General features: G+C 43.1%; 21 protein-coding genes and 1 tRNA gene. 9 read left to right on the plus strand and 13 right to left on the minus strand.

Annotated elements, in window-relative coordinates; all coding sequences use genetic code 11:
* Nucleotides 1–5: 5 nt before the first annotated feature.
* A tRNA-Gly gene (locus ACERC6_RS05090) sits at nucleotides 6–81 on the minus strand.
* A 307-nt stretch (nucleotides 82–388) separates the two neighbouring features.
* On the opposite strand from ACERC6_RS05090, the gene pgsA reads away from it, so the two are divergent.
* Entirely contained in the window at nucleotides 389–1,036 is a 648-nt protein-coding gene (gene pgsA / locus ACERC6_RS05095) for a CDP-diacylglycerol--glycerol-3-phosphate 3-phosphatidyltransferase (protein WP_373628031.1), read from the plus strand.
* 82 nt (nucleotides 1,037–1,118) lie between these two features.
* Here the strand turns inward: pgsA and pnuC are convergent, their stop codons facing one another.
* Both pnuC and nadR read right to left on the minus strand, forming a co-directional pair.
* Nucleotides 1,119–1,850, minus strand: a complete 732-nt coding sequence (gene pnuC / locus ACERC6_RS05100; protein ID WP_373628032.1) for a nicotinamide riboside transporter PnuC — start codon at nucleotides 1,848–1,850, stop codon at nucleotides 1,119–1,121.
* Between the two features lie 9 nt (nucleotides 1,851–1,859).
* Complete coding sequence (gene nadR, locus ACERC6_RS05105) at nucleotides 1,860–2,756, minus strand: multifunctional transcriptional regulator/nicotinamide-nucleotide adenylyltransferase/ribosylnicotinamide kinase NadR (protein WP_373628033.1); 897 nt, start codon at nucleotides 2,754–2,756, stop codon at nucleotides 1,860–1,862.
* Between the two features lie 141 nt (nucleotides 2,757–2,897).
* On the opposite strand from nadR, the gene ACERC6_RS05110 reads away from it, so the two are divergent.
* Complete coding sequence (locus ACERC6_RS05110) at nucleotides 2,898–3,155, plus strand: PspC domain-containing protein (RefSeq protein ID WP_284673810.1); 258 nt, start codon at nucleotides 2,898–2,900, stop codon at nucleotides 3,153–3,155.
* Nucleotides 3,156–3,223: 68 nt separating this feature from the next.
* Here ACERC6_RS05110 and ACERC6_RS05115 read toward each other — a convergent pair whose 3' ends face one another.
* Complete coding sequence (locus tag ACERC6_RS05115; protein ID WP_373628034.1) at nucleotides 3,224–3,589, minus strand: hypothetical protein; 366 nt, start codon at nucleotides 3,587–3,589, stop codon at nucleotides 3,224–3,226.
* A 2-nt stretch (nucleotides 3,590–3,591) separates the two neighbouring features.
* Complete coding sequence (locus ACERC6_RS05120; RefSeq protein ID WP_373628035.1) at nucleotides 3,592–3,864, minus strand: hypothetical protein; 273 nt, start codon at nucleotides 3,862–3,864, stop codon at nucleotides 3,592–3,594.
* Here ACERC6_RS05120 and ACERC6_RS05125 point away from each other — a divergent pair.
* The 4 genes from ACERC6_RS05125 (at nucleotide 3,844) to glyS (ending at nucleotide 7,611) form a co-directional block, all read left to right on the plus strand.
* Nucleotides 3,844–4,032 carry a hypothetical protein gene (locus ACERC6_RS05125; protein ID WP_373628036.1) on the plus strand — a complete coding sequence of 63 codons (189 nt, stop codon included), beginning with the start codon at nucleotides 3,844–3,846 and terminating at the stop codon, nucleotides 4,030–4,032. The genes ACERC6_RS05120 and ACERC6_RS05125 overlap by 21 nt on opposite strands.
* A gap of 331 nt (nucleotides 4,033–4,363) precedes the next feature.
* The gene (gene glyQ, locus ACERC6_RS05130; RefSeq protein ID WP_373628037.1) at nucleotides 4,364–5,296 is read left to right on the plus strand and encodes a glycine--tRNA ligase subunit alpha; all 933 of its coding nucleotides are present in this window, start codon (nucleotides 4,364–4,366) and stop codon (nucleotides 5,294–5,296) included.
* 19 nt (nucleotides 5,297–5,315) lie between these two features.
* A complete protein-coding gene (locus ACERC6_RS05135) occupies nucleotides 5,316–5,459 on the plus strand; it encodes a hypothetical protein (RefSeq protein ID WP_284673806.1) in 144 nt (47 codons plus the stop codon).
* A gap of 73 nt (nucleotides 5,460–5,532) precedes the next feature.
* Nucleotides 5,533–7,611, plus strand: coding sequence for a glycine--tRNA ligase subunit beta (glyS, locus tag ACERC6_RS05140; RefSeq protein WP_373628038.1), 2,079 nt, complete (start codon nucleotides 5,533–5,535; stop codon nucleotides 7,609–7,611).
* Between the two features lie 57 nt (nucleotides 7,612–7,668).
* Here the strand turns inward: glyS and ACERC6_RS05145 are convergent, their stop codons facing one another.
* From ACERC6_RS05145 to tauD, 4 genes are all read right to left on the minus strand, one after another.
* Nucleotides 7,669–10,653: an insulinase family protein gene (locus tag ACERC6_RS05145; protein ID WP_373628039.1), complete on the minus strand. Its 2,985-nt coding sequence runs from the start codon at nucleotides 10,651–10,653 to the stop codon at nucleotides 7,669–7,671.
* A gap of 261 nt (nucleotides 10,654–10,914) precedes the next feature.
* The gene (locus ACERC6_RS05150; RefSeq protein ID WP_284673803.1) at nucleotides 10,915–11,220 is read right to left on the minus strand and encodes a PepSY domain-containing protein; all 306 of its coding nucleotides are present in this window, start codon (nucleotides 11,218–11,220) and stop codon (nucleotides 10,915–10,917) included.
* A gap of 225 nt (nucleotides 11,221–11,445) precedes the next feature.
* Nucleotides 11,446–12,891 (minus strand): APC family permease, encoded by a 1,446-nt coding sequence (locus ACERC6_RS05155; RefSeq protein ID WP_373628040.1) that lies wholly within the window; start codon nucleotides 12,889–12,891, stop codon nucleotides 11,446–11,448.
* A gap of 47 nt (nucleotides 12,892–12,938) precedes the next feature.
* Complete coding sequence (tauD, locus tag ACERC6_RS05160) at nucleotides 12,939–13,793, minus strand: taurine dioxygenase (protein ID WP_373628041.1); 855 nt, start codon at nucleotides 13,791–13,793, stop codon at nucleotides 12,939–12,941.
* Between the two features lie 310 nt (nucleotides 13,794–14,103).
* On the opposite strand from tauD, the gene ACERC6_RS05165 reads away from it, so the two are divergent.
* Complete coding sequence (locus ACERC6_RS05165) at nucleotides 14,104–14,553, plus strand: universal stress protein (RefSeq protein ID WP_373628042.1); 450 nt, start codon at nucleotides 14,104–14,106, stop codon at nucleotides 14,551–14,553.
* A 132-nt stretch (nucleotides 14,554–14,685) separates the two neighbouring features.
* Nucleotides 14,686–15,687, plus strand: a complete 1,002-nt coding sequence (locus ACERC6_RS05170; protein ID WP_373628043.1) for an adenosine kinase — start codon at nucleotides 14,686–14,688, stop codon at nucleotides 15,685–15,687.
* Between the two features lie 120 nt (nucleotides 15,688–15,807).
* Here ACERC6_RS05170 and nfuA read toward each other — a convergent pair whose 3' ends face one another.
* Nucleotides 15,808–16,443 carry a Fe-S biogenesis protein NfuA gene (gene nfuA, locus ACERC6_RS05175; protein ID WP_284673798.1) on the minus strand — a complete coding sequence of 212 codons (636 nt, stop codon included), beginning with the start codon at nucleotides 16,441–16,443 and terminating at the stop codon, nucleotides 15,808–15,810.
* Between the two features lie 221 nt (nucleotides 16,444–16,664).
* Between nfuA and ACERC6_RS05180 the strand changes: the two genes are divergently transcribed.
* Nucleotides 16,665–17,666, plus strand: coding sequence for a bifunctional nicotinamide-nucleotide adenylyltransferase/Nudix hydroxylase (locus tag ACERC6_RS05180; protein WP_373628044.1), 1,002 nt, complete (start codon nucleotides 16,665–16,667; stop codon nucleotides 17,664–17,666).
* A 104-nt stretch (nucleotides 17,667–17,770) separates the two neighbouring features.
* On the opposite strand, the gene ACERC6_RS05185 is transcribed toward ACERC6_RS05180, so the two are convergent.
* The 3 genes from ACERC6_RS05185 to purL form a co-directional block, all read right to left on the minus strand.
* The gene (locus tag ACERC6_RS05185) at nucleotides 17,771–18,778 is read right to left on the minus strand and encodes a hypothetical protein (protein WP_373628045.1); all 1,008 of its coding nucleotides are present in this window, start codon (nucleotides 18,776–18,778) and stop codon (nucleotides 17,771–17,773) included.
* A 140-nt stretch (nucleotides 18,779–18,918) separates the two neighbouring features.
* Nucleotides 18,919–20,175, minus strand: a complete 1,257-nt coding sequence (gene gltS, locus ACERC6_RS05190) for a sodium/glutamate symporter (protein WP_284673795.1) — start codon at nucleotides 20,173–20,175, stop codon at nucleotides 18,919–18,921.
* 213 nt (nucleotides 20,176–20,388) lie between these two features.
* Nucleotides 20,389–24,333 (minus strand): phosphoribosylformylglycinamidine synthase, encoded by a 3,945-nt coding sequence (gene purL, locus ACERC6_RS05195; protein ID WP_373628046.1) that lies wholly within the window; start codon nucleotides 24,331–24,333, stop codon nucleotides 20,389–20,391.
* Nucleotides 24,334–24,611: the final 278 nt, after the last annotated feature.

The following is a 24,611-nucleotide window of genomic DNA, read 5'->3' on the forward strand; positions in this document are numbered from 1 at the left end:
CAATTTGGAGCGGGAAACGAGATTCGAACTCGCGACCCCAACCTTGGCAAGGTTGTGCTCTACCAACTGAGCTATTCCCGCAATTTAGTTTAACAAACTATTAAATCTAACAATCATTGTATGGGTGCGTATTATATAGATTTTTATTTTGTTGTCAATATATTTTTTTAAAAATATTTAAATTTTTCAAAAATATTATGGCGATTGCTTAATTGTTTATCTGGCAGTTGAAAAATACCATCAATAAGACGACCCCATCTTACTGATGGCAGTCCAAAAAAATACCAATTTCACCAAAATATACAAATAATTCGCCAAAAATGGCAGAAATTAAGGTATCATAAGCCACCAAAAACAACCGCATAGCCAGTCTAGTAAAGAGAAGTCCATGACCGACCATCGCCAGTCTAAAGACACTATTTTTAACCTGCCAAACAATCTCACCATCGCCCGTATTGTCATGATTCCGCTATTCATTGCCATTGCTTATTGGCCACCTGCACTAGGTATCGGTGTACCTGCCATCACCAATAACGCCATCGCACGGCTTGGTATGCTAGAATATAGCGACAGCATGCTTCGTCATTTTTTATTGACCTTCGTTTTTATTTTGGCAGCGATTACCGATTGGCTTGATGGCTATTTGGCACGCAAGATGAATATTACCTCAGCATTTGGTCGGTTTTTGGACCCCGTGGCAGACAAACTCATGGTGGCAGCCGCCCTTGTTATCTTGGTGCAATGGCACGCCAACATCGTTATGGCAACTTGTGCGATTGTCATCATCTCTCGTGAGATTGCAGTATCTGCACTGCGTGAATGGATGGCAGAGCTTGGAGCAAGAACAAGTGTCGCTGTGTCTTATGTAGGTAAACTAAAAACCACATTCCAAATGATAGCCATCTCAGTACTACTCCTAAATTGGCAAAGCCTAGAACTCATTGGTTATGTACTTATGGTGATTGCAGTCGTGCTAACCTTATGGTCAATGATGATCTATTTAAAGGCGGCATGGCCCTATCTCAAACAGCCCTGATACTACCAACTCAAGCCCAAAAATATCAAAAACCCATCTGCTATTTGATGGGTTCTTTATTTTAGTTGCCCATCACAATAACTTAGTCGTACTCACTACGCTGCCAACCGTATAGACCAACAATGGCGTTAATCTGATAAATCACTGTCTGAATGGCAAAAATAATATTACCCGATATGATATTGACAATCAGCCAAACAAAATTCACCAAAATCCACAGCCACCAGTTAAATGAATATCGCAAAATCATCGCCACTTGTGCTGTGATGGACAACACAAAAGCAGCCACATTTATCCAAAAGAAACTGATCACACCCAAAAACCTACTGCCATCATCTTCAACGATGCCATAGCCTTGGGCAACAAGCCACTCATTGATAATCGGAAATAACATCAAGCCTACAGCGATAAATACCGCCGTGATACTCCAAATGTATTTATTAGAAGACTTTGGCAACATCTCACCATCATCATTGGTGTATGCACACCAGTTAATCATACCGTAAGTGTGCGTAAAAAAGTTAAAAATAGGAGCAAGCATCAGACCAACCGCCCCTGCTGTACCCTGCACCACAACCTCTCCTGCTGTGGCAAGCATACCAAAGCCATTGCCCACGAAATTTTTGCGAAATGATAAACCCACCACGCAAAGTAGTCCAACAACAGATACGCCAAGATAAAACCAATCCAAAGTAGTTCGCTCTGTCGTTAGCCAAAAGCCTGCGAACAATGCACACACACCACAGACGAACCAACCAACTATCCAAGCTGTCGCCCATTTGTCCAATAAATTATCTAAAAATTGAATACGCATCTATTACCCTTAATAAGTTTTGTTTTTTAAAATATCATTGATGATTTCTGCCGTTTTTAAATATCTTTGATGGTAATCATCGCTATCAATGACATATAAAGGTCTGTCATAAGTGGCGTATTTATCCAACAACCTTTGGGCAAAAACACTTCGTTGATTACCAAGTCGCCTCATGCCATCAGCAACCCATTTGACATTATTATCCAAATAAATGGTATGGGTTATTTGAAAAGGGTTGTTGTCATCATAAAACTCATCAATAAAGGCATTAACGACAGGGTGGGTTTTGTTTTCATAAACCTCACAAAAAACCTGCGTGGTAATAAAATCGGTATCAATAAGCGTCAAAGCACTTTGGCAGGACTGATAAATAGCAGTGGCATGATTGGTTGCGATGGCAGTATAATCACTGTATTGCAAACCCACTTCTGTTCCACCAAGATGCGTACCTGCATAAAGTCGCCCCATCTCTGGCACAACATCTGCCCCAAAATGCCCTGCTAATTTGCCAATCAGCGTGGTTTTGCCAGAGCTTTCTCCACCGACAAGGGCGATTTTGGTGCTATAAAAATAACGACAAGCAGGGGCAAGCGTCTCAAAGTGGATCGTAGTTGGGGTGATATTATCAAAGAGCTGAGGACGGTCAAGGTTTAACACTTGACAAATGGCATCTGTATCAGCATTGGTCAAATTCAGACTTGCTAGTGTGTGAATGTGAATAAAACCCAAACCCTGATAGGATACTTGTAGCCAGCGGGCGGTGTCTTGAGCGGTAACGGTGGCGTGATTGGGAGCTAAAGCAACGATGTGTAAGGCATCAACCTTGCCTGCTAAGTCATTGATGAATTGTAGATGAGATTGGGTCAATGGGGCAAATCGCCCAATAAGAAGTCCATGCGCTGTCATAATATAATGTCATTGGTGAAGTTGGGTATGACTTTTGTAACAATAGGCGAATATACCCCAAATCGGCTTGTAAAGTGTATGGATTAACCGCATTGTATTATACAGACAATTCGCTAATTTAACAAAATAAATAAGGTTTTTATGGCACAATTGATTAAATCGCATCGTTTACATCGTCTGCATCGCTCAAAAAAGAACCGCCTGCTCGCTGGAGTGCTGGGTGGATTGGCAGAGTATCTAGGTTGGAAGCCTACCCATATTCGGCTTTTATTTTGGGCAATCATCATTTTTAGTGCAGGTGTTACTTTGCCAATGGCGACACTTACCTATCTATTGATGTGGCTGGTCATGCCCGAAGCGACTGCCAGCTCCTACGCCATAGAGCATCAGCCTTATTGATGCTTGATCAAATAAAAAAGTTGCCCTATCATAAGGCAACTTTTTTATTGATAATATCATTCCCAAAACTATTCGAGTCTTTTAATTTTCAGCGTCCAAATATGATTGCCAAAAGCACTAAATGCCACCAAAACCGCCATACCAATAGCGAACAAGGCAACAAGAAAAGTATCAGAAATGCTTGTAATCCCCAGCATTCTTAAAATCAGCCTTACCAACAGCGACACACCTGCAAAGTAAGCAAAACTTCGCCAAATTGAAAATTTAGATTCGCAAGTTGGACAGCTAAAAATGGCGTATTTACCAATGCTTAGATGGTGATCACATTGGCTTTGACATTCATGGCACTGATGCTTGGGTGGGTTTAGTAGTAGATTGCTCACAATCATTCCTCCTGCATTGCTTATCTTGACATTAAGTTGATTGCGTTTCATGGCTATCTAAATAGACCGTTTTCCATATATTCTACTCTGGGCGGAATTTGGCATCCTGTCCGACATTCTCTACGCCATTCCTTATATTGTTGCTCACTGTCTCTAATCTTTCTCTCTTCTTTTTGCTCATCCCATCTTTCTTTTTGTCGCTCAACGAAATGCTTGCCGATTTCATAGGTAGTATCTACAATTTCATAACCCCTACCAAAATGCTTTATTAGCTGCCCAACACCAGCGGCTTGGCTGGGTTCTTGATGACCAACTACCCCGCTCACCCTCTCCCTTGCAAACGCATCGCTACCCTCACCGAAAAATCGGTCGTTATAACCTCCAATATTTTGAACGCCACCAATACCAATGGTATGTTATCTGATGCAAATGGGATTGTCAAAGATGAGATGGTAGTACTTGAATTATCGCTCAAGACAGAAGAGTCCGCATAAGATGTATTATAAAACAACATGCCAAATAGAGCGATTGAAACCAAACTTAATGTTTTTTTCATACTTTCTTCTTTGATAAAAACATTAGCTTATAACAGCAAATTTTAGTTTGCTAAGCAAACAAGGTTGTATTTGCAGCACCTAAAAAATCCATTCGTCTGTTCAATAATAATACCTACCAATAAAAAAATCAATCAAATTTTTAGAGATTTTCAGCATCATCCAAACAGCCTCATTTACCAAAAAGCGGTTGCTAATTTTACCGCTTTTGTGTACAGTAATAAGTTTTTTAATCAAATTATTTTTTACCAATTATTGGGTACTATTTATCATGACTTTCCAACAAATCATTCTAACTCTTCAAAACTACTGGGCAGAAAAAGGCTGTGTAATCTTACAGCCTTATGATATGGAAATGGGTGCAGGGACTTTTCACACCGCCACCTTTTTGCGTGCATTAACTCCCGAAAAATGGAACGCTGCCTATGTTCAGCCTTCTCGCCGCCCCACCGATGGTCGTTATGGCGAAAATCCCAACCGCCTACAACATTACTATCAGTTTCAAGTCATTCTAAAACCCAATCCTGCCAATATTCAAGAGCTGTATTTAGGTTCGTTAAAGGCTTTGGGGGTTGATACCCTTACTCACGATGTGCGTTTTGTAGAAGACAACTGGGAATCACCAACTTTAGGAGCATGGGGGCTAGGCTGGGAAGTGTGGCTAAATGGCATGGAAGTTACCCAGTTTACCTATTTTCAACAGGTGGGTGGCATTGAGTGCTTTCCTGTAACAGGCGAGATTACCTATGGACTTGAACGCCTTGCCATGTACATTCAAGGCGTAGATAGCGTCTATGATTTGGTATGGACAGACGGTGAATTTGGCAAGGTTACTTATGGCGATGTTTTTCATCAAAATGAAGTAGAGCAGTCCACTTATAACTTTGAATATGCCGATGTGGATAAATTGTTTGAACTGTTTGATTTTTATGAAAAAGAAGCTGACCGCTTGGTGGGTGTCAACTTACCACTGCCTGCCTATGAGATGGTGTTAAAGGCAAGCCACAGTTTTAACCTGCTTGACGCTCGTGGGGCAATATCGGTTACCGAACGCCAAAGATTTATTCTAAGAGTACGCACACTGGCTCGTAAAGTAGCAGAAAGCTACACGATAGCTCGTGCCAAATTGGGCTTTCCACTTGCCGATGAAGAGCATAGAAAGGAAGCATTGGAGAAGTGGTTGCCAACGGAAAATAACGAATGAGTATGTAAAAGGAAAAACGATGAGTACCGCATCCTTTGACAAACAATTTATTGTGCGTGATGAACAAGCGATTGAACAGTTTTTGCATGACTTACAAAATGCCAAGCCAAGACCTATGCCGTCTGTTAGAAAAGAACAATTAAGCGTTGATAAATTTTTGTAAATTTTAGAAAAACGCTTAGCAAATAAATCACAATAAACCCAATTTGTCAGATATAAGTAAAAAAGGTCAAACAATGAACACAATCTTATTTGAACTTGGCTGTGAAGAATTACCGCCAAAATCCCTAAAAAACCTAGAAGCCGCCTTGAAAGCAAGCCTTGAAAAATCGCTTGCAGATACTCAAATTGCCTTTGATGGCATCAAAAGTTATGCTAGTCCACGCCGTTTGGCGGTGCAGATTTTTAATGTAGGGGAGGTTACTCCTGACAAAACCGAAATCAAAAAAGGACCGGCACTCAAATCCGCTTTTGATGAGACAGGCGAGCTAACAAAAGCAGGTCAAGGCTTTTTACAAGGGCTTAATGCAAATGGTCTAAACCTTAGCAAGGATGATTTAATCACCTTATCTGACAAAAAAGGCGAATACATCGGCTACGAGCTGACAGTCAAAGGCGAAAGAATAGATGAGTTATTACCACGCCTTATCCAAAAAGCCTTAGATGATTTACCGATTGCCAAGCGGATGCGAAGCGGTGCTGATAAGCACGAGTTTGTACGACCTGTCAAATGGGTGGTGCTGATGCGTGATGATGTGGTGATTGACGCCACCATTCAAGGGTTAAAAACAGACAACAAAACCTGCGGACACCGCTTTCATGCTCCTGATTTTGTGGAGATTGCTCGTGCTGATGAATACGAAAGCGTACTTGAAGCTGGCTATGTCATCGCTGATTTTGCCAAACGCCAAGACAAGATTAGCAAGCAAGTTGCCCGCCTTGCCGATGAAGTGGGGGTGGATGCCATCGTGCCTAGCGACCTATTGGATGAAGTAACCGCCCTTGTGGATTACCCTGTGGCATTACGAGCGACTTTCCCAGAGCGATTCTTGGCAGTACCGCAAGAGGCTTTGATTAGCACCATGCAAGCTGACCAAAAATATTTTTGCCTAACCAAAGATGGTAAATTACAGCCTTATTTTATCTTTATTAGTAATATTGACAGCAAAGATAAATCTGCGGTAATTTTGGGCAATGAAAAAGTCGTCCGACCACGCTTATCAGATGCTGAGTTTTTCTTTTTGCAAGACCAAAAACAACCCCTATTTGCATTATCCGACAACCTAAAAACTCGTGTCTTTCAAGAAAAACTTGGCACAATTTGGGAAAAGTGCGAACGCATTGCCAAGCTATCTGCCTTTATCGCCACACAAATCGGTGCTGATGTGGATAATGCTACTCGTGCAGCTCTTTTGTCAAAATGCGATTTGGCAAGCACACTCGTTGGCGAATTTCCAGAATTACAAGGCATTGCAGGCACTTATTACGCTCGCATTAGTGGTGAGCCTAGCGATGTGGCAGATGCGATTGGCGAGCAGTACCTGCCTAAGTTTGCAGGCGATAAGCTACCAAAAACCAGCATTGGTTTATGCTTAGCACTTGCCGACCGCTTAGATACATTGGTGGGGATTTTTGGTATCAATCAAGCACCAACAGGCTCAAAAGATCCGTTTAGTCTTCGCCGTGCTAGCATCGGCGTGCTTAGAATTTTGATTGAAAAGAAATTACCGCTGAATCTGACCAAATTAATTGAACAAACAATTTTGGGTTATGATGGCAAATTAGATAACGCAACAAAAACCCTGACCGATGTCATGGAGTTTATCCAAGCTCGCTATCGTCCAATGTACGAAGACAAAGGCGTAACGGTGGATACGATTTTGGCGGTGCAAGCCATCAATCCGCATATACCCCTTGATTTTGATGAACGCATTTGGGCGGTAGAGAACTTTAAGAACGAGCCATCTGCCAAAACTTTGGCACAAAATAACAAGCGAGTGGGCAATATTTTGGCAAAAGCTGATGGTGAGATTAAGGCGGATATTGACGACAGTTTACTATGCGAACCTGCCGAAAAGACATTGTTTATCGCCCTTACCAATGCCCAAAATGCGTGCCAACCCCTATTAGGCAAGGCTGATTACCAAGGTATTTTAAAAACTTTGGTGAGTCTTGATGTGCCACTCACTGAATTTTTTGATACGGTGATGGTCAATGCTGATGATACGGCACTAAAAAACAACCGCCTTGCCTTGTTAAAGCAAGTGCGTGAACTGTTTTTGAGTGTGGCGGATGTGGGTGAGCTTGCCGTCTAATAGCACTCACCACATAAAAAAGCCCTACTTGATAACAGGGCTTTTTTATGGTGTATTTTAAGAAAGTTTTTTGATAGAAAAACCAAGTTCGGTCATTTGCGATTCTTGCTCAAGCGGTGCAAGACTTGCTTTTGTGCATGGTTTATCTTTTAGATAAATGCGAGCCACTCGTTTTAAGTCATCGATACCGACTGATAAAATCTTAGCACGCAAGCTCTGCTGATAATCCTTATCTCTGCCGTGTAATATGGCAAAACAGGATTTGACCGCCTCGCCTGCTGGTGAACCTGGCTTATCCATACCTGCAATAATGCCCAAAATCGCCTCCTCTAGTTGCTCATTTTGATGCTCATTGTCAAGTAACCAGTCAATGCTATTGGTAAAATGCTCAAAAGTTGCTGCACAGTTTGGGTCTCTATAACTAAAGAACTTAAAGGCAGCGGCATTGCCATCAAAGGTCGCTCCACCGCCATACGCACCACCTTTCTCACGAATGGCAGTATGCAGATATCCATTACGCAAAAACAACGCCAACACCATAAGTGCGGCCGCATCAGGACCATCTGAAGTGGTGGCAGCATAGGCAGCGGCATTGTGGTAAACATTGGTTGAAATAAGCCAAGCAATGTCCTCATCATCACCCTGCTTAGCAATATCCGCCAGCTCATCAAAAATAATCGGTGCTAAAGTGGGCATAGCATCCAATGGCTTGGTATGAAGCGTACTTACTATCTTGCCTTTTAAAACATCGGAAGCTTCAGCTTCACAGACCAAAATCACATCTTTAGGCAAGGCGGTGATGCGTGCGTGCAAGGCTGCCAATCGTGCCGATAAAATTGACCATTTTTCATCACCGCTTTCTGCTAAAAACGCCTTTAATACAGACAATGCAGGTAGCCCAGAGTAAGCATATTCAATCTTGGCAAGCTGACTCATATTGCGACTGGCGGTTTGCATCGCATAGGCATGACCCGCTCCAGTCAAGCGAGATTGCCAACTGGTCTGTTTTTGTTGTAGTAATTCACGAATGCGATTTGATTCACCAAAAATCGTCTCATCAAGCACCTGACTGACCAAATCAATCGCCTCAAGTTTCCGGTTCAATGCTCGGGTTGCTACCACAAAATAACTACTCATCTTGTCTTTGTCTGCCACATCGGTACGCTGACTGATGCGTGCTGTTACGCCTGACGAATGGGCTGCTTGCACTGCCTGAAATGCTCTGGCATCATATTGAGTTGTACCCACTTCTGATAGCAAGGTTAGATAAATTGGCAATAATGGATCGCCCAAAATCTCATCAGCATACCCACCAAGCTCTGACACCACTTGATAATAATAAAGCCCATTCGTACCTGCATGATATTCATACAAAGTACGCATTTCACCATCTAAGGCAATGGGTTGCTTATTAGCATGAACAAATGCGATATCACTTGGCACATCTGATAAATCTACTTTTGGCAACAAATCAACATCATCCGCCATCGCTTGGCGAGCTTGTAAGTCCATCATGCGTTGGCGAATATCTGCCTTATCTTCATCAGTTAATGACCGATCAAGTGCATCTATTGTCGCCTGCTCTTTATCAATGAGTGCTTGTGCCTTATCCTTGTCAGGTGATAAAGTCAAACGCACTCGGTGAGGGTTGTCAATTAAGTGTTTTTGGATGAGTGATGGCATAAAACTTGGGTCTGTCGCCTGTTGTCTTAACCAGTTTAGATGCTCGTCAATCTGCCAAACATCTAAAGGATCGCCATCATGCACCACTGTGCTAAACGCCTCAAGCATGAGTGTTAGCCCATAAGGCATACTATCGCCACCAATGTGTCGTTGGTCCAGCTCTATTTGATGTAGCACCGTTTCGATTGTCTCAAGATTCACACCATCTGCGACCACCTGCTGTAGCAGACCTAAGATGCCCGCCTCCACATCATCAGCATAATCAACATCCGAACCACGCACCCCTGCATAAAACACCATCTCATAATGACTGTCATCCAATCCTAGCAGTGGGCTAGGAGCGGTTGCATGGGCATAACTTTCTAGGTAGGCACGCAGCGGCGAGCCTGAATGCTCAACAAGCACCCCTTCCATTAGACGCATTGCCAAGCGTTCTTTTGGATCTTTGATACTAGGAAGTAGCCAAGACAGCACATGATGGGTTTTTTGTCCGCCATTATCATCAGCGGTATAAGTATCAAAAACTCTTACTGGCTCATCTAGTCGCTGTTCAAGCACAGAAGCGAATTTTTTGCCAATCTTAGGGCGACTGACATCATCAAATCGCACCAGTACATTCTTTTGTAGATGCTCTTGGATTTGGACTGCCTCAATGTTACCAAAGCTCATCACAATGGCATTTGATGGGTGATAATGTGCCTGATGAAATTTTAACAAATCCTCATGGGTTAGCTTGATGATATGCTCTGGATCGCCACCTGAATTATAATGATAGGTAGTTGTTGGGAATAGATGCGGTGTCAAAGCGTAGTATAATTGATCAATCTCACCACTCATCGCTCCTTTCATCTCATTAAAAACAATGCCGTGGTACTCAGGCTTTCCGTCATCATTGATCTCAACACGAATACCCTCTTGGGCAAAATCCAGTTCATGAATATTTGGAAAAAAACACGCATCAGCATAGACGGACAATAGATTAAAAAAATCATTCTTGTTCTGTGTCGCAAAAGGGTAAACCGTCCAATCTGCCGCCGTCATCGCATTCATAAAAGTCTGCAATGAACGCTTAATCATGCTAAAAAATGGATCTCTGACAGGATATTTTTCACTACCGCATAAAACCACATGCTCCAAGATATGGGCTTCGCCACGAGAAGTCATTGGTTGGGTAGCAAAGCCAATCATCAAAGCATTTTCATCATTTTGACAAGCAAGATGAAAATGCACCAGCCCTGTCTCTTTATGGCGATAATGCTCAACATCAATATCTAAGGCTTCGATTTTTGTGGTGCCAAGCCATTCAAAGGCTGGGCTTGGGTATTGTTTAGGGGTATTGTCGGATTTGGTGGTTATCATGATTAATTCCTTGCTTTTATTATCTTAAGTTGCTTAAAAAATTGGTTACCAATTTACTGGTGAAACGATAAAAATAGCAGTAAAAAGCCATAGTTTAGCATAATTTAACCCAAAAAATGAATGCTTGCATGGTCTTATTTATATACATTTAAACATTCCAATCTTTGAATCATGAATAAAAACGCAATTAAAAAAATCGCAAGTCTAAAACCTGCGATTTTTTTTAATTAACTGCTTTTGGTATGACTGGTTGTGTCTAGGTTAGTCATCAAATTTACTTGAGATGACTTTGCCTGACTTAGCATCAACTTTGACATCATACTCACCTTGTGCAGTTATTATCTCTACATCAAAATGAGCACCGTACATTCTGTCATGGTCAAATTCAACTTGCTTAACAGCAGTGCCTTTAACATGAGCTTTGGCAATCTCGCCTGCTTTGGCGTGTGAGATATATTGAGCTTTATTTTGTTGATAGATGCGTCTGTCTTCATCAGCTGATGCAGTCGCAGTAAACGACATGGCAAATACTGATAATGCTAAGGTTGATATGATACGCTTCATCATCAAACTCTCCTTAAGACTAAGATTAACTTAAAAATTTATGCAGTTACAATAACAGCTTCACCCATCAAAGTCCATTATTTTTTCTTGTTATCTTGATTATATTAATAATTTGTTTTATTTATGCAATACTTCAAATACTTTTTTTACCCAATCTTGATAAATTCTCATAAAAAATTAACCCAATCTAAAAAATATCAAATGACACTCTGCATTGATTTTACTCCATCAATAAACCTGATCAAACAGCACCTGTCTTAACTCAGCATCACTTGTGCGATACAAATCAGCCCGCCTAACAACATAAAACAAAATACCAAGTAGCACCCATAGCACCAGCATATATCGTGATGGCAGGCTAAGAGCACCAGCTGAATTCGGCAATAGCAACAATAATAAAAACCCTACCGAGATGACCATGCCTAAGATACCAATAATCCTTTGTGCATTGCTCTTTTGTTGAACGCTCATACCAAATACCACCCCATCACGACCCAATTTATAAGCACAGGCACAAGTATAAAAAAAGGTAACAGCAATACCAACGCTGGTCATATCCACAATCCAAAGCAGTGCCGCACGACCAAACCAAGGACTAATCAGGCAGACTGCCATGACAACATAAAACGCATAAGATGGCGTGCCGTATATGGGGTGAAGTCGCCCAAGTGATGCAGGTAGCATCTGACTGCGACTTAAGGTCAAGATAACACGACTTGCCGCCACATAAAAACCATTCAAACCCGTCAAAACACCCATGCTAACCGACAAAACCATCAGCACCAAACCAAACCTACCCATCACCGATGAGATGGCATGACCTATCTCCCATGAACTACCAGCAAATGACGCCATCTGCCCACCTAAGGCGAATGCCGCCGACAAGATAACCGCCACATACAAAAAACTGGCACTGACAATACTGCCAACAAGCAGTCTCATGATTTTGTTTGCAGAAAAACGAAACTCGCCTGCCAGTTGTGGAATGCCATCAAAACCCACATACGCCCACGGTGCAAAAGCAACAATCGCCCCCACTGCCGACCAAAACCCCACACCATCAGGTGGTAGTAGCGGTAGTCGTTCTTGATGTGTAACATAATGGATACCAGTACCAAACAGCACAGTTGCCACCGCCAAAAGCATCAGCACGACCGCCAAGACCTGCACCCGTCCAGAGATAGCGGTATTTTTTATATTCAAGTAAGCAAATCCCACCAAAAACAGTGATGCCACCAAGACTTCAGGAGCATAGACAGTCCAACCTGAAATTTCATATAACGCACCTTGCATCATCATATCAGGAATAACAAGTCTTAATACCAAAGTAACCGCTGACGCATTCAGGGCGATGATACCCATATAGCCAAGCATGAGTGCCCATCCTGCAATAAAGCCATGCACTCTCCCAAAAGTCGCTAAAGCAAAAGCAATGCCACCGCCTGTTACAGGCAAAGACCTAGTGGCATAACCATAGTTGATGGCAATCACACCAACAAGCAGTGTCCCAATCACAAAGCCTGCAACAACCGCAATCAGTCCTGATGATAAAAGCCATTCGTAAGGCAGTACAAAAGCACCCCAACCAACCGCAGAGCCTACCGCCATGGCATAGACCCAACTGGCTTTAAATCCTTGATTTGATGTTTTATGAGATTGACCAGAACCACTCATCGCTTATCCTTAGTGCATTATCACAGATTTTTTAGCTGATAACATGGTTAGTTAATCACATAGTAAGGCTCATCGCCATTGATGGTAGCACGGTGCATGATACGATGGGCATCACCATAATCAAACAATGCCTTATGCTGTGTACAACGGTTATCCCAAATAGCAACATCGCCTTCTTGCCATTGCCAACGCAGATGAAACTCTTCTTTGACAGCGTGCTGTGTTAAAAAATCTAACAGCTCCTTACCCTCTTCTTCTGGCAAATCGTTAATCTTGGCGGTAAAACCCTCGCTCACAAACAAAATTGGCTTGCCTGTGTCAGGGTGGGTACGCACCACAGGATGTACCACCGGCGGGTTGTTATGATAAATCTCCTCTAAACGGACTTTTTCTGCTTCACTCACACCACCAAAACGCTCTTTTGGAAATGACAGGCGAATATCGTGTAGTGCGGTCAAGCCTTTGATTTTTTCTTGGATATCACCGCTTAGTGCTTCAAATGCTGCCGTTGCACTTGCCCATAGGGTATCACCACCTGATGGTGGGATTTTGACCGCTCTTAGTACACAGCCTAGTGGTGGCGTCTTACTAAAAGTAACATCAGTATGCCAAAGCTCATTGTCTTTTAGGTCGGTCTGATGGCTGTCTAGCACGATGACTTCAGGCACATTTGGCACAGTTGGAAAGACTGGATGAATATGTAAACTACCAAATGATTTGGCAAGATTGACTTGTGCGTCAGTTGTCAAATCCTGATTGCGAAAGAAAATTACCTGATGATCCAACAAAGCCTGCTTAATCTGAGCAAATGCTTCATCGGTTAGCTCGTTTAGATTCACGCCCTCGATGATGGCACCGATGGTTTGTTTGATAGGCTTGATGATCAGAATCTGTGCTGTCATATGAAATCCTTGAAAATAACAACCAAAAAACTAACAAATCATGAAAAATATATAATCATAAGAAATGATTGACTCAATTATATTAGTGATAAATCATCAAAATTTAAAACACCAAAAAAGAATTAGTTAAGTAATTATCCGCATAAGTATGGCAAAATCATTCAAGTAGTCAAAAATTCATTTTTAATAGAATTTAGCTGACGGTGGTCAGGTTTTTTGTTATACTAAAATTGTACTAATAAGATAATCCTTTCATTAACGATAAATCATTCACCTTGAGCATCTGCTCATCAACCACAGGAGAGTCGTAATGTATCAACATGTTTTACTGGTAACAGATTTAAGAGATGATACAGACTTGGTTGCTACCAAGGCAAAATGGATTTTGGACGCATCGCCAAACGCCCAACTGTCTGTACTGCACATTGTCGAAGAGACCATGTTTGGCTTTGGCTATGAGCTGATACCGGCATCGGCACTGCACGAAGAGATTGATAACAAACGCTGTCAAGAAGCACGCTTCCGCCTTGCCCAAGTGCTAGCCAGAAACAGCCTTCACGCCCATAATGTTAAAATAAAAACCGCCATCTCAGGACGCAAAGGCATCGTGGATTACTGTAAAAATAACGCCATTGACCTTGTGGTCATCGGTCGCCATAAACGCACAGGGCTATCGGCATGGTTGGCAGGAGCGACTGCTGATAGCATCTTACCTGATGTTGATAGCGACTTGCTTGTCGTACAGTTGGCCACTGAGTAAGTTTTTCATCTTTTATTCAGATTAAAGATGAAAAACTATCATGCACACAACCCCTTGATGATGAGTGCATTGGGCGTGATTGCCCTATTTTATTGACTGTCTTATCATTTTTACACTAAACTTAGGAACATCATGTTTGATATTGTTGCCATAGGTAATGCCCTAGTGGATACCGAATTTAAAATCAGTAACGAAACCCTAACCGCCACCACCTTAACTCGTGGCAATATGACACTTGCCGAATCAGACACCCAAAACACTCTATTTGCCACACTCGCTCAAGCAGGCGACCACCCTGCCAAACAAGCAGGCGGTGGATCGGCCGCCAACAGCATGGTGGCATTTGCCTCTTTAGGTGGTCGTGCATTTTATAACTGCCGAGTGGGTGGCGATGACATGGGCGATTTTTATTTATCCGACCTTGAGCAATCAGGCGTTACCACCGATGCCAGTGTTGCCATCGATACCAACGGCACAACAGGCTCGTGCGTGGTACTGGTTACACCAGATGGCGAACGCACCATGCAGACACATCTAGGCACAAGCAGTCAGATTAACAAGACAAATATCAATCCCAACGCCCTACAAGGGGCAAAGTGGCTTTACTTAGAAGGCTATCTTGCCATGTCGCCATCCATCACGGACGGTATCGCAAGCCTACGCCAGCAAGCAAAAGAGCAAGGTGTCAAAGTGGCCGTCAGTTTTGCCGACCCTGCAGTGGTCAAATTCGCCAAAGATGGGTTAGATGGTATGCTTTTAGGCGGTGTTGATGCCATCTTTTGCAACAGCAAAGAAGCCATACTCTACACAGGTGCAACCAGCCAAGAGACAGCCATTCAAGCTTTAGGCAAATTTGCCGATTTGGTAGTCATTACCAATGGCAACAAACCAACGCTCATCGCCCAATCTGGCAACATACTTAGTGTACCATCACTATCAATCGATAGCCCCATTGATACCAATGGTGCAGGCGATAACTATGCAGGAGCTTTCTTATACGCATTGACCAACGGTCATTCATTAGAACAATGTGGAAAACTTGCCACCCATGTTGCAGGTCGCATCGTCATGCAGTTCGGTCCTCGCCTATCTACCCAAGAGTACCAGTCCATTAAAGCCCAGATTTTAGGCTGATGACAAATATCACCAAAAAAAATGACAAACTTTTGATTTTAGATGGCTTTTGATGAATATAAAAATGGGAGTAAGTACTTACTCCCATTAATCATTCCAAAGCGTTTGAATGATTTTAAATTATTTATAATACGCATTATCCAAGATGCTATGGTCGGTATCATCCACCACTTGGGTTAGCTCTGGGATTGATTGCTTTAGTTGCACTTCTACGCCCTGACGCAAGGTAACATCCACCGCTGAACAGCCTTGGCAGCCACCACCGAATTTCAGCACCGCTGTCAAGCCTGCTTCATCTTCAATCAAATCTACCAACTCTACCATACCGCCATGACTGGCAAGGTTTGGGTTAATCTCTGATTGTAGGACATAATTGATGCGCTCCTCAACACTGGCATCAGCACCGACTTGCGGTACTTTTGAATTTGGTGCACGGAAAGTTAACTGCCCGCCAAAGCGGTCTTTATTATAATCAATGACTGCATCATGTAGGTAAGGAATGCTTGGTGCGTCAATATGGGCAATGAATGCCTCAAACAAAATCTGCAAATCCGATTCATCAACCTCATCAGGCTGGCAATAACTCATACAGCATTCCGCACGAGGCGTACCAGGATACTCTACAAAGATACGCACACCAATGCCTTCAACTTCTTGTTTAGCAAGTAGCTCGGCAAGATAACCTTGTGCCGATGGCGTGATGATGATATTGCTACTTAATGGGGTATCTTGGGTGTCTTCTTGAATATCGCTCATGACTGTTCTCTGTATTGATATAAAAATGAGTTGATTGAGAAACCTAAAAAAGCTTAGACAAGTTGTCAATAATGATAATCTTGACCAAATCAGTCGGTTTATTGCCATTTATATGGTAACATAAAAGGACTTTATCAAGGTGGCTTGATAAACTTTTTTCTCATTTTATGGATTTTTCTGCTATTATTGAGTGGTTTTATGGCTGACGATAGGTATAATATATGACTGACATGAATGACGAATTTGACTATTTGGTTTTTATTGGACGATTTCAACCCTTTCATCATGGGCATGAATTTGTCGTTAAAAAAGCATTAAGCAAAGCTCGGCAAGTCATCATGCTCATCGGCTCTGCCAACAGTCCACGCACCATCAAAAACCCCTTTACTTTTGAGGAGCGTACCCAGATGATACTCAGTGCATTCGGTGATACTGACCGCAAAAGAATCCACTGCCTACCCATTGATGACACACTGTACAATGACCACAAATGGTTACAAAATATCCAGTCTGCCATCGCACACACCACAGAAGCGAACGCACGCATCGGCATCATCGGACACAATAAAGATGACAGTTCGTATTATTTATCGCTTTTTCCAAATTGGGGAGCGATTGAACTTCCTAGCTTTGAGAATTTATCCGCCACACCACTTAGAAAGCTGTACTTCGCCGATGATATCATTGATGAGCGTATGCCTGATGCCTCTTGGCAGTTTTTACAGGCATTTAAGCATACAACAAGCTATGTTAAGCTATATGATGAATACCACCATATTCAAGCATTTAAGAAACAATGGCAAAACACCCCATATCCACCCATCTTTACCACCGCTGATGCCCTAATCGTGCAATCAGGACACATTTTGCTCGTTGAGCGTGGAGGTGAATACGGCAATGGGCTATGGGCATTACCTGGGGGATTTTTGGACATTGACGAGCGTTTGATTGATTGTGTGTTGCGTGAACTATCTGAAGAAACTGGACTAAGTATTAACCACAACACCCTAAAATCTCGCCATACTTTTGATGCACCTGACCGCTCTTTACGAGGTCGCACGATTACCACAGTATTTCATTTTGAATTGACAGGCGATGACCTACCCACCGTCAAAGCAGGCGATGATGCCAAAGGCGTGTTTTGGCTGCCCATTCATGCTCTAGATGGCAAAAAAATGTTTGAAGATCACTATAGTATCATCACCAACATTTTAGGAATTTAACTCTCAAGTTTTAATACGATAAACTTTAATACGACAGTTATAATTAAAAAGACAGCCTAAACAGCTGTCTTTTTAATTATACACACCATTGGTTATCCAATCAGTTAAAATACCATCTCCACACGCCCAAACACACCGACACGATGGTCTTTATTTTCAGACTTATTATTATAATAGCTAACATCACCTTGTAAGAACAGCCATTTACGCCATACAGGCTGACGATAGCTGGCATAAGGACCATAGACATTTAGGCTGACTTTTTTATTTTCGATATGACCACCTGCATAAATGCCGTAGCTAAATTCACGCTGACCGTACTTGGCTGACCAATGATGTTGCTGATAAAAACTATTTGCCCAGTTTAAATCCTCAACATCTTGATGGGTGTAATGCAAATGCGTACGGTTAATGAGAGTACGACTGTCTGATTGCGGTTGGCTAAATTCCAAAGTCGTCCGCCCATAGTGTTCGCTTTTTGAGCCATAGCGGTACATCTGCTCAAAATAGGCATTGACTCCTTGTGATAGCTCCCATCGCTTACCTGCACGCATTTTTAGATAAACATCATCAGAACGCACACCCAAATCAATGTCAGTCTCAATATTTTTGTTTTCTTGGAATTTTGACCATCTAATCCCAAGCGATGAGTTCTCTTGTCGGCTTTGGCGTCTGTCAAACCGCCGATTGGTGCGAGTGATTGCACGCCCATCATTATGCATACCACCTTTGGTATCGGTATCCAAATTATCATCACCAAAGACGACACTCAGCCGATTCTCTAGGGTAGGCAGTTTTAATTTGCCACGAACACGGGGTTTGATGGCTGTGCCATCATACTCATCCCAATGTATATCAGCCATCACTCTTAATGATGCATAGGCAGGATTACTTGGGTCGGTCTGCCCAAACCATCGGTCCAACTTATCAGCGGTCTTGTTTAGATAGTCTTTGGTATCGTAGCGTTTTTTATCCAGCCAAGTCGTCCGCATCTCATCTCTTGGCACAGATAACGCACCCATCTCATCGGACACCGTTTCTGGATTTTGGGCATAAACAACTCCTGCTAGCCCAGTCGTTACACACAGCGTGTATTTTAATAGATTCTTCATTTTGATGGATGCGTATTGGTCATTTTAGCAAGGATTGTAGCACATTTGATTGAAAAAACAAGCACAAAAAACCCCACATCATGCAGGGTTTTTTGGTTAATCATGTCATATGAATATGACACATGATACACATGCATCAATTACATAAATGGCAGTTTAGTAAATATCTGCAATACGATGGCGTTTACAATATCCACAAAAAACGCTCCCACCATCGGCACAATCAAAAATGCCTTGTGTGATGGCAAATAGCGGTCAGTGATTGCTTGCATATTAGCAATGGCCGTCGGTGTTGCCCCAAGTCCAAAACCACAATGACCCGCTGCAAGTACCGCTGCATCATAATCACGACCCATGACATTAAAGGTAACAAAAATCGCATACAGTACCATAACCACTGTTTGAATCGCCAAAATGATAAAAATTGGCAAGCCCAGACCAGCAAGCTCCCAAAGTTTTAATGACAACAGTGCCATCGCCAAAAATAGCGACAAGGCAGCATTACCAAATACATCAATGGCACGGTCAAACATATCAAAATTAAATATAGTGGTCAAGACATTGCGAATCACCACACCGCCAAATAACGCCCAAACAAAGGTCGGTAACTCAAACCAAGTACCTTTTGCTATGCCTGTCATGATATCGGCAAATGCCAAACACGCCGCAAACAATGCCAAAGTTTCAACCGCAGAGATGGCGGTAATCAAGCGAGTGCTATCTGCTTTTTCAAACATCTCTTCAGAAGCATAGTCCTTCTCATTGATGTTTGGCTCGCCATCTAGCGATTTGCCATGAGCGGTGTTCGCCGTCACAGCCTGAGGTTTGATTCCTAATCGATTGATGAGGCGTTGTGCCACAGGTCCACCAATAATACCGCCTGACACCAGACCATAAGTCGCACACGCAATACCCAATGTGGTCGCTGCCGCCACGCCATAGGTTTGCTCAAGTGTCGCACCCCATGCACCTGCCGTGCCATGACCGCCCGTCAATGAGATAGAGCCTGCCACCAGACCCAACATTGGATCAATGCCAAGTAGCATCGCTGAGCCTACACCAACGGCGTTTTGAACAATGATGAATACTGATACCAAAGCAGACAACACAAGCAATGGTACACCACCTGCCTTTAAACGGCTAAAGTCAGCTGACAGTCCGATAGATGCAAAAAACATCAACATAAAGGCAGTCTGTAGCTCTTTTTGAAATATAAAAGAATAACCAAAAACTGCGTGTAGCGTATAGATAACAGCTGCCGCCACCAAGCCACCTGCCACAGGTTCAGGGATATTAAAATGCTCCAAGAACTTAATATTCTTAACCAGTACCTTGCCAAGTAGCAAGACCAGCGTGGCTAAAATCAAGGTATAATAGCCATTTAATACAATTTCCATAACAACTCCAAAAACAAAAATCTCAAAAAAGGCACGCATAACATATCCATCTTAAAAGATATGGTTGCTACTTTCCAATACAATTGCCTTTTTAAACGGCGTGTATTGTAACAAGTTTACTCTGCGATTGCAAAATCTTACCCAACCCCATGTAGCACCATAAAACAAAAAAACGAACATATCAAGATGTTCGTTTTTAAGATAGCTCAAAGACTAACGAAGGAATGCACGAGCATTACGGAACAGACGCATCCACGCACCATCATTCTTCCATTCATCAGGCTTCCAAGAGTGATTCACCGCACGCAGTGTACGCTCTGGGTGTGGCATCATTAAAGTAACACGCCCATCAGTACTACATACACCTGTAATGCCCTGCGGCGAGCCGTTTGGATTAAGTGGATAATGCTCAGTCGGACAGCCTTGTGAATCCACATAGCGTAGTGCAATCTGACCATGACGGATAAGCTCATTCATCGACCTATCGTTCATCTGTGCATAGCCCTCACCATGTGCCACTGCTACCGGCAAGATACTGCCTTGCATGCCTTTTAGTAGGACAGACTTGGTGCGTTCTACTCTTACATTGACCGTGCGTGCTTCAAAGCGTGCTGATTGATTAAGAGTAAAGCGTGGAAAATGCTCTGCACCAACCATCAACTCTTTTAATTGACTCATCATCTGACAGCCATTGCACACACCTAGAGCGAAAGTCTCTGGGCGATGGAAAAATCTAGCAAACTGCATACGAAGCTCATCATGGAATAAGACAGAATTCGCCCAACCAGAGCCTGCACCCAACACATCACCATAACTAAAACCACCGCACGCCACCAAACCCTCAAAATCCCTTAGGTTAATGCGTCCGCTCATCAAGTCGCTCATGTGCACATCCACCGCATCAAAGCCTGCACGCACAAAGCCTGCTGCCATCTCTAGATGACCATTCACACCTTGCTCACGCAAAATAGCAACCTTAGGCTGACTGGTGCGACTATTCACATAAGGAGCTTCCACCGCCAAATCCAACTCAAAATTCGCATCAGCGATCAAACCATGATGGTTGGCATCAGCAATCAAGGCAAATTCTTGGTCAGCACAAGCAGGATTATCACGCATGGAAGCGATGGCATGACTTACCTTACTCCATTCTTGTTGCAACTCGCTACGAGTGAAAGTCAATGACAGCGTTGAGGTGATGATATCAAGCGTATCTTGGTTTGCCCCACCGATTGGTGTTGCAAAATTATGACCAATCACACTGAGTAAATCTGCCACCTGATGCGTCTTTGCCAGCTCAATCAGTCGCCCTTCATCTTGTGGTAGCACTTGAATGACCACGCCCAACTCTTCAGCGAACAGCTGCCCTAATAGATGATTATCCTCAAGCTCTAATAAAATTTTTAGACGGCTTGCGAACTGCATCTCAGCAACCGTTGCAATCATACCACCATCACTGATGTCATGATACGCACAAATCACGCCTGCTTCATTCGCCGCTTGGATAAACGCAAAGAAATTGGCCAGAGTGGACGGATTTTCTACATCAGGACAATCATCGCCAAGCTGACTTAATGTCTGGGCAAAGATGGATGCACCCAAACGCAGTTTTCCGCCTGATAAATCCAAACGATACAAGCTAGCGTCCGCATTCGCAAGCTCAGGCGTCATGGTCTTGGCGACATCTTGAACAGGGGCGAAAGCTGTGATAATAAGACTCATGGGTGAGCTGACACTCTTTTCTATGCCATCATCACTCCAGCCTGCTTTCATGGATAGGCTGTCTTTACCGACAGGGATGGTAATACCTAAGGCAGGGCAAAGCTCTTCGCCGATGGCGTGTACAGCATCAAACAAGGCTGCATCTTCTTTGTCATCGCCACACGCTGCCATCCAGTTGGCAGATAGCGTAACCTCTGACACTTTATTGATGCGTGCTGATGCAATGTTGGTCAATGCTTCGCCCACCGCCAGACGAGCTGATGCTTTTGGGCTAATGAGTGCCACAGGCGTGCGTTCGCCCATCGCCATCGCTTCGCCTGTATCAGCCAGCAGTCCTGACATTGTTACCGCACAGTCTGCCACAGGCACCTGATAGCGACCGACATACTGATCTTGGGTTACCATACCTGTGATGGAACGATCGCCAATACTAATAAGAAACGACTTGCTAGCGACCGTTGGATGGCGTAGTACATCTTTGATGCTTTCACGAACATCAACACCTGATACATCTAGTGGGCAAAGCTCGCTATGCGTGCGGTTAAAACTGCGTTTCATGCGTGGCGTACCACCCAATAACACCTGCATTGGCATATCCACAGGTTGCTCTGGCAACAGACTGTCATCAACTTTTAGTTCACGCACGGCTGTTGCTGTACCCAAGATGGCATAAGGACAGCGTTCTCTAGCACAAATTTCATCAAAAAGTTTCTCACTCTTTGGCGAGATGGCAAGCACATAGCGTTCTTGAGCTTCATTTGACCAAATTGCCATCGGCGACATGCCTTGTTCAAGCGATGGTACTTTTCTTAAGTTTAAGTGAGCACCCAGTTCATGATCATCGACCAATTCTGGCATGGCATTGGATAATCCGCCGGCACCCACATCATGGATAGAAATGATAGGGTTGTTATCCTCGCCATCTTTTGCCATCGCCCAACACGCATCAATCACTTCTTGACAACGACGCTCCATCTCGGCATTATCTCGTTGCACCGATGCAAAATCTAGCCCTTCATCAAGCTTGCCACTATCTACAGAACTGGCTGCACCACCACCCAGACCGATCTGCATGGCAGGTCCGCCAAGTACGATAAGCAAATCGCCCTCAGTAATGGCGTTTTTTTGCACTAAGTTGCGTTTAATATTACCATAGCCCCCTGCTATCATAATGGGCTTATGATAGCCACGCATCTGGCTGCCGTCCTGCTTGGCAGAAGTATCTAATTGAAAGCTACGAAAATAGCCGTTTAAATTCGGACGACCAAACTCATTGGCGAAGGCGGCACTGCCCAACGGACCATCAATCATGATGTCAAGAGCACTTGCCATGCGTTCAGGTTTACCGTAGTCTTTGGTAGAAACTTGACCTAAGACCTCCCATTTTTCAGGCATATTCGGCAGGTGCAGATGCGATACACTAAAACCCGCCAGCCCTGCCTTGGGCTTACCGCCACGACCTGTTGCACCCTCATCACGAATCTCACCGCCCGCCCCTGTTGATGCTCCTGAAAATGGTGCGATGGCGGTTGGGTGGTTGTGTGTTTCAACCTTCATTAAGATGTCAATTTGTTCGTCATGAAAGCCATACTGCGACTCGCCTGACGCATTTTTTTTGGGGTAAAAACGAGATGTCGCAAAGCCTGACATCACCGCTGCATTGTCCTTATAGGCAGACAAAATGCCATCAGCGTTTTTCTCGTGCGTATTTTTAATCATCTTGAATAATGATTTTGGTTGCACCTCACCATCAATCGTCCATTCGGCATTAAAAATCTTATGACGGCAATGCTCCGAGTTCGCCTGAGCAAACATCATGAGTTCTACATCGGTCGGGTTGCGTCCCAACTGCGTAAAATTATCCACCAAATAATCAATGTCTTCTTCAGACAAGGCAAAACCAAATTCAATATTTGCACGCACCAAAGCATCACGACCATCTTGCATGATGTTTACATACTCTAGGCGGGCAGGCTCACCATCAACAAACAAAGCCTTAACATCATCTAGCTCATACACCAAACTTTGGGTCATGCGGTCATGTAGGATATTTTCGGCAGTGGCGGGCAATTTAGCAGGTAGATTGTCACCTGATAAAGTAAAAACCACCACTCGCTCAAGACGATTAACCTTAATGCCACAATTATTGAAAATATCAGTTGCCTTTGATGCCCATGGGCTAATCGTCCCAAAGCGTGGCGATACCACCACTTGCATCTGACCCTTTTGGGCAGTCTTTAGAGCAACTTCATCGCCCTGATTAAGCAAATTGATGACCTTTTTATGGTCATCGCCATCAACGATATCATCAAAAACATAAACCTGCTGACTGTCTACCGCACTAATCTTTAGTCCTGCTTTCTCCTTAAGCTGTGTCGCCAATTTCTTGGCTTGAAAATCCGTTAAAAAACGATGTCCTGCGATGGTACTAATCATGAACAATGCCCTTGTCAAATGATGAAAAATAAATACTGCCATTATAACAGATAATCCAAGATATAACAGATGATCACTGATTTTTTATTAGGCAATCAAGGCAAATTGCCCATAAAAATCGCACAAAATTTCAACACATTCTAAAAATCCATAATCACATTAAACCAGTAATTTAAATTGAGCCATGTGTTCATCATTCGGTGAATAAATATTACCTTATAGCTTACTGGCTTTTGGACAAACAACAAATCCAGTCAACACAAAAGCCCCATCTTAGA

Source organism: Moraxella sp. E33BD (genome assembly GCF_041807865.1).
Classification (GTDB): domain Bacteria; phylum Pseudomonadota; class Gammaproteobacteria; order Pseudomonadales; family Moraxellaceae; genus Moraxella; species Moraxella haemolytica.